General features: G+C 60.1%; 4 protein-coding genes and 1 pseudogene. 2 read left to right on the forward strand and 3 right to left on the reverse strand.

All coding sequences use genetic code 11. The features are described from left to right. Window positions 1-173: 173 nt before the first annotated feature. The 3 genes and pseudogenes from ABYV89_RS13535 to ABYV89_RS13545 form a co-directional block, all read right to left on the reverse strand. A complete protein-coding gene (locus ABYV89_RS13535) occupies window positions 174-1196 on the reverse strand; it encodes an energy-coupling factor ABC transporter permease (protein WP_432823475.1) in 1023 nt (340 codons plus the stop codon). Between the two features lie 218 nt (window positions 1197-1414). Beyond that, on the reverse strand, window positions 1415-2110 hold the full coding sequence (locus ABYV89_RS13540; RefSeq protein ID WP_432823476.1) for an anaerobic ribonucleoside-triphosphate reductase activating protein: 696 nt from the start codon (window positions 2108-2110) through the stop codon (window positions 1415-1417). A 4-nt stretch (window positions 2111-2114) separates the two neighbouring features. Continuing rightward, window positions 2115-4305, reverse strand: a pseudogene (locus ABYV89_RS13545) (ribonucleoside triphosphate reductase). Window positions 4306-4544: 239 nt separating this feature from the next. Here ABYV89_RS13545 and nikR point away from each other — a divergent pair. Beyond that, window positions 4545-4964 (forward strand): nickel-responsive transcriptional regulator NikR, encoded by a 420-nt coding sequence (nikR, locus tag ABYV89_RS13550; RefSeq protein WP_432823477.1) that lies wholly within the window; start codon window positions 4545-4547, stop codon window positions 4962-4964. A gap of 237 nt (window positions 4965-5201) precedes the next feature. Then, window positions 5202-6014, forward strand: a complete 813-nt coding sequence (gene cbiQ, locus ABYV89_RS13555) for a cobalt ECF transporter T component CbiQ (RefSeq protein ID WP_432823478.1) — start codon at window positions 5202-5204, stop codon at window positions 6012-6014. Window positions 6015-6061: the final 47 nt, after the last annotated feature.

A 6061-nucleotide genomic window follows, 5' to 3' on the forward strand; every position in this document is an offset into this window, starting at 1 on the left:
AAAAAAGCAGGCGCCTCCTAACAAGGCGCCTGCTTTTTTGAAGGTTACCCAGCAATCACGAAGCCATGCTTCGCGTCAAAGACAAACCATCCCGGTGCGCCGATGCGTTTCACCTCCGGGCAGCAACGGCATCACCAGCCCCACTCAGGCATCACTGACACCGAGCTCGAAATTCAGGCCGAGCGGGAACGCCTTTTCAACAACCAGCCGATGGCCGCAGCCAGCAGCAGGGTCGCCAGCCCGCCCACCAGGCCGGAGACGCTGGAGCCTGAATCGACTGCGGGCCAGTCGGCAGCTGCGGCGGGTGCCGTCTCGGGATTTCTGTAGCCATAATCGGGCAAAAGTGCAACCCGCTCCTGCGCACCCGCCAGGATTTCATGAACGTCACTTCCGGGCGACTTCAGCTCCTCATGGCCGGTCACTTTCTGAATCGCCCATTCAAGGCCGTCGGGATGCTCCGAGGCGAACCAGGAAATCCCCCCCCCGGTAACAACAGCCGCCACCAGCAGGGCCGCCAGCAATCGCTTCAGCGGCATCTGCCCGGGAACGGCCGCGGACGCTCCCCCCAGGATCTCAGGCCGCGCCCGCCAGACGAAGGTGACGACCACGGCGGTCACCAACCCTTCGACCACCCCGATCGCCAGGTGGATCGGCTGCATCATCAGCAGAAAGGCTCCCAGTGGCAACTCGGACACCCCGGACAAAACGGTCTCCAGCACGACCGCGAAGGCGCCCAGCTGCAGACCGACCACGGCCGAAACCACTGCGGCGACAGTAATCCGTCCCAGGGTGGGCTCCTTGCCGACCAGGGGTTTATAAAGAAAGGGATAGGCGATAAAGCAGGGGAAGACCCCGAGATTAATAATGTTGCAGCCCAGGGCGAGCAGGCCGCCGTCGGCGAAAAACAGGGCCTGCACCATCAAAACCGAGGCCATGGTCAGAAAAGCGGCCCAGGGACCGAGCAGAACCGCCAGGATCATCCCGCCGCCCAGGTGCCCGCTCGAGCCGGTCGCCGGGATGGTGAAATTGATCATCTGGGCGGCGAAGATAAACGCCCCCAGAACCCCCATCAACGGGATCTTACTGTCATCGAGGTCTTTCTTCAAGCGGTGCGAGGCATAGTAGATGGTGCCTGCGGCAGCTGCCCACAGGGTAGCGCCGACCGCCGGCGAAAGCAACGCATCAGCCATGTGCATGGTTCAACCTCCCTAAACTCTCTCTTGTGATCTTTTTCATTTTCGTGCTACGAACATAGCCCAGGATGGCCCCCCTGTCAACCCGGCTATTGCTACGGAATCTCACTTCGTAGCACACGGACATATCTGAAATGCACAGATCCTGCCAGAACCCTGCCCTTGCGCACACAAAAAAACCGCGACAGCAGGTCGCGGCTCAGAAGACTGCAGCAGCCGGGCTACAAACCCCGAATCGACACCCGCTCGACGTATGCTCCGGCGATTTGCGCAAAAGTGCGGATCTGCTCCGGAAGATGGGGGGCCAGGGTCTGCAGCGATTCGTCCATGGCGTGACGGGCGACAAATTGCTGCAAGACCCAGCTGCAGGCACCGGCAATCGCCTCTCCCATGACCGGCAGATCGGCGGCGTCAACCAGGCCGGGAACACAGGTGGTGCGAATTTCGTAATCGACGCAGCCGTCGAGCAGCAACCGGATACTCTGCCGCAGGGCAGCGGTATCAACCGGGCCATGGTGCAATTCGCTATAACGCTCAACGGCGGTTTTGAAATCCAGGGCGACATAATCGACCAGGCCTTCGCCCAGCGCCTGCTCGAGAACAGCCGGCGCCAGCCCGTTGGTATCGAGCTTGACCTCCAGCGCCAGCCCCTTGACCTCCCGCAGAAAGGGCAGCAGTCCCTTATCGATGGTCGGCTCGCCGCCGGAGACCACCACCCCGTCGATAAACGAACGGCGCTCCTGAAGCTCATCCAGAAGCGCCGCCAGCGGATAATCGGGATACTGATCGGGATCGAGCACCAGCGTGGGGTTATGACAGAAGGAGCAGCTGAGGTTGCAGCCCCCGAAAAAAACCAGGGAAGCGATCCGGCCTGGAAAATCGAGCAGGCTCGTCCCCTGGAATCCCTTGATCTTCATGATATCAGTCTTGTTTCTTGCTGGTTCCTACGACAAACTCAGTGCGCTCCTTGAACTCTTCCTTTTTTCCCCGGTTCCACTGCTGAACCGGCCGGAAGAAACCACATACCCTGGAATAGACTTCGGTATTACCGTCACACTTGGTGGCCATTCGGGTCTCCTTGGTTGGATTTTGCCTGGGCGCCCCTTGGGTCGCCCGGGTAAAAACGATAAAGTTATGCCGCCTGATGGTGGGGACAGGCGAAATGCTCGCCGGCGATATAGCCGTGCACCGGACAGATGGTAAAGGTCGGACTGATCGTAAAATACGGCAGATGGAAATTTTCCGCGATCCGCTTCACCAGCAGCCGGGCACTGCTCCAGTCATCGATGCGCTCACCGAGGAAGCCGTGGAAAACCGTGCCGCCGGTGTACAGGGTCTGCAACCCGTCCTGGTGGGAGAGCGCCTGAAAGATATCATCGGTGCTCCCCACCGGCAGCTGGGTGGAGTTGGTGTAATAGGGCTCTTCGTTGCCGGCGGTGATGATGTCGGGGAACATCTTGCGGTCCCGCTGGGCCAGCCGGAAGCTGGTCCCCTCGGCCGGGGTGGCTTCGAGATTAAACAGATGCCCGGTTTCTTCCTGGTAGGTTTCGAGCTGGGCGCGCATAAAGCGAAGGGTGCGTACGGCCAGGTTTTTGCCCTCGGCGGTGTCGATGCCGACCCCGATCAGGTTGAGGCTGGCTTCGTTCATGCCGAGCAGGCCGATGGTGGAGAAATGGTTATCCCAGAAATGACCGCTGCGCTCGCGAATCGCCGACAGGTAGTAGCGGCTGTAGGGATAGAGCCCTTCTTCGGTAAACCGCTCGAGCTGCTTGCGCTTGATCTCGAGGGACTCGTACGCCAGCCGCATCAGATCGGAAATGCGGGTAAAGAACGCCTCTTCGCTGTCGGCCAGGTAAGCCGCCCGGGGCAGGTTGAGGGTAACCACGCCGATCGAGCCGGTCAGGGGATTGGACCCGAACAGCCCGCCGCCGCGGCGCCGCAGTTCGCGGTTGTCGAGGCGCAGGCGGCAGCACATCGAGCGGGCATCTTCGGGATCCATGTCCGAGTTGATGAAGTTGCTGAAATAGGGGATGCCGTATTTGGAGGTCATCTCCCAGATCGGCTGGAAGCGCAGGCTGTCCCAGTTGAAGCCGGCGGTGATGTTGTAGGTCGGGATCGGGAAGGAGAAGATCCGCCCCGAACTGTCCCCCTCCATCATCACCTCGCAGAAGGCCTTGTTGAACATGTCCATCTCGGCCTGGAATTCACCGTAGGTGGCCTCCATCAGCTGGCCGCCGATGATCACCGCGTCGTTCGCCATGTTCTTCGGCGGGGTCATGTCCATGGTGATGTTGGTGAACGGGGTTTGAAAACCGACCCGGGTCGGCACGTTCATGTTGAAAATGAACTCCTGCATCGCCTGTTTGACTTCCGGGTAGCCCAGCTTGTCGTAACGGATAAACGGCGCCAGCAGGGTATCGAAGTTGGCAAACGCCTGGGCGCCGGCCGCCTCCCCCTGCAGGGTGTAGAAGAAGTTCACCGCCTGGCCGAGGGCCGTCCGAAAATGGCCCGCCGGGGCGCTCTGCACCTTGCCGTAGGCGCCGGTAAAGCCTTTCAGCAGCAGGTCGCGCAGGTCCCAGCCGCAGCAGTAGACCGACAGCATCCCCAGATCGTGGAGATGGAAGGCCCCTTCGCGATGCGCGTCGGCGATGTACGAGGGATAGATCTTGTTGAGCCAGTAATTGCTGGTGATGTTGGCCGCGATGTGATTGTTGAGCCCCTGCAGCGAGTAGCCCATGTTGGCATTCTCGTTGACCCGCCAGTCTTCCTGGGTCAGGTAGGAATCGATCGCCTCGATCGATTCTTTCATGAACTCTTTGGTTTTGCGCAGGGTCTCGTGCTGCTTGCGGTACAGAATGTAGTTCTTGGCCACCTTGGCGTGGCCGTTCTCGATCAGGATCTTCTCGACCAGGTCCTGAACATTTTCAACGGTCGGCACCCGTTCATCTTTGTAGATGACCTCGAGTATACCCACCACCTGACGGGCAATCTGTCCCGCCTTGTCCATGTCAGTGCCGCCGACGGCGCGCACCGCCTTCTGGATCGCACCGGCTATCTTCTCTTCTTCGAAAGAAACCAGCCGGCCGTCCCGCTTACGGATAAACTCGAGCATCTCCCACCCTCCTGCAACGAATTTAGTCAACGCCAGAACCTTAGCACAGCATCATTTGCAGTCAAGGGAAAAACCCAACATCTGGACAAAAAAAAATGCCATAAACACAAGATATTGTGAACACCCGGTGGACAGGCTGTGGATTAGCCGTGGACAACGAGAGCTAGCAAAGCAATATTCTTGACCCTTCGGACAAGTGCGTGATAAACAAACAGGAGCACGAACACCCGGAGGTTTGCATGACCGATCTTGCCCGCTTCGGCATATCCATCGACGATCGACTGCTCAAGCGGTTTGACGACCTGATCGCGGAAAAAGGATACGGCAATCGCTCCGAAGCCATTCGCGACCTGATCCGCAACGCCCTGGTCGAAGACCAGTGGGCCCGCGGCGATGAAGAGACTGTCGGCACCGTCACCCTGGTCTACAATCACCATACCCGCGACCTTTCCGACAAGCTGACGGAACACCAGCACAGCCACCATGACGCCATCATTTCGGCATTGCACGTTCATCTCGACGCCCACAACTGCCTCGAAGTCGTGGTCGTAAAGGGCAAGGCCAACGAGGTCAAACGCATGGCCGATGAACTGATCGGCACCAAGGGGGTCAAGCACGGCAAGCTGGTCACCTCGACCACCGGCGAAGACCTGATCTGACCGGCCGACCGGAACCGCCCGTGAAACGGCGCCCCCTCCGGTAGCACGAACCGCAAATTCGTACGACACAAATCCGCCTATCGCACCCACGGCAGACGCCCCCAAAAGGCAGGATTCCGTCAAGCAGGGCGCGCGCGGAGGCGAATCACGGCTGTAACCGATGGCACCTTTCTTGAACATACTCGAACCTTTCCCGATCTGGCCCCCTCCGGACACACGACGCAACGGCAGACGACTATGGCAAAAATAGAATCCTCCCTGTTCGACCTGGGGGCGCTCGACGCCCTCGCCTGCAGGCAGTCGGCCGTCCACCGCCTTGACCCCCGCGCCAAGCTGGTCACCACCCTGATCTTCGTCTGCACCGTGGTCTCCTTCGGCAAGTACGAAATTTCGGCGCTGCTGCCCTTTGTCCTGTTTCCCCTGACCCTGGTGCTGACCGCCGGTCTCCCCGCCGGCATGCTGTTGAAAAAACTGCTATTGGCCGCTCCTTTCGCTTTTTTCATCGGCGTCTTCAACCCGCTGCTCGACCGGCAGATCCTGCTGCAGCTCGGTTCCCTGGAAATCAGCGGCGGCTGGATCTCCTTCGCCTCGATCCTGCTGCGCTTTGCCCTGACCGTCTTTGCCGCCCTGGTCCTGATCGCCACCACCAGCTTCACCGGCGTCTGCATGGCCATGGAACGCCTCGGCGCCCCGCGCATCTTCGCCCTGCAGCTGCTCTTTCTCTACCGCTACCTGTTCGTCCTCATCGACGAAGCCGTGCGCATGGTGCGGGCCCGGGCCCTGCGGTCCTTTCACGGCCGCGGCATGGGGATGAAGGTGGCCGGGAACATGGCCGGCCAGCTGCTGCTGCGCACCCTCGACCGCGCCCAGCGAATCCATCAGGCCATGCTCTGCCGAGGTTTCGACGGCGAGATCCGCATGCTCCGCCCTTTGCACATCGGCTACCGGGAAGTGCGGTTTACCCTTTCCTGGACCGCTTTTTTCCTGCTGCTGCGCTTTTTCAACCTGCCCCAGCTGTTCGGGGGTTTTCTCACGGAGCTGTTCCGATGAGCCATCACATCGTCGAAGTCAAAGACCTCGAATATGCCTATCCTGAC

Origin of the sequence: Trichloromonas sp. (assembly GCF_041583255.1) — a bacterium.
In the GTDB taxonomy this organism is placed as follows: domain Bacteria; phylum Desulfobacterota; class Desulfuromonadia; order Desulfuromonadales; family Trichloromonadaceae; genus Trichloromonas.

What these genes read in the sequence shown, in the direction of transcription:
- ABYV89_RS13535 (WP_432823475.1), bottom strand. Translation starts at nt 1,196, where the DNA reads ATGCACATGGCTGATGCGTTGCTTTCGCCGGCGGTCGGCGCTACCCTG.
- ABYV89_RS13540 (WP_432823476.1), bottom strand. Translation starts at nt 2,110, where the DNA reads ATGAAGATCAAGGGATTCCAGGGGACGAGCCTGCTCGATTTTCCAGGC.
- nikR (WP_432823477.1), top strand. Translation starts at nt 4,545, where the DNA reads ATGACCGATCTTGCCCGCTTCGGCATATCCATCGACGATCGACTGCTC.
- cbiQ (WP_432823478.1), top strand. Translation starts at nt 5,202, where the DNA reads ATGGCAAAAATAGAATCCTCCCTGTTCGACCTGGGGGCGCTCGACGCC.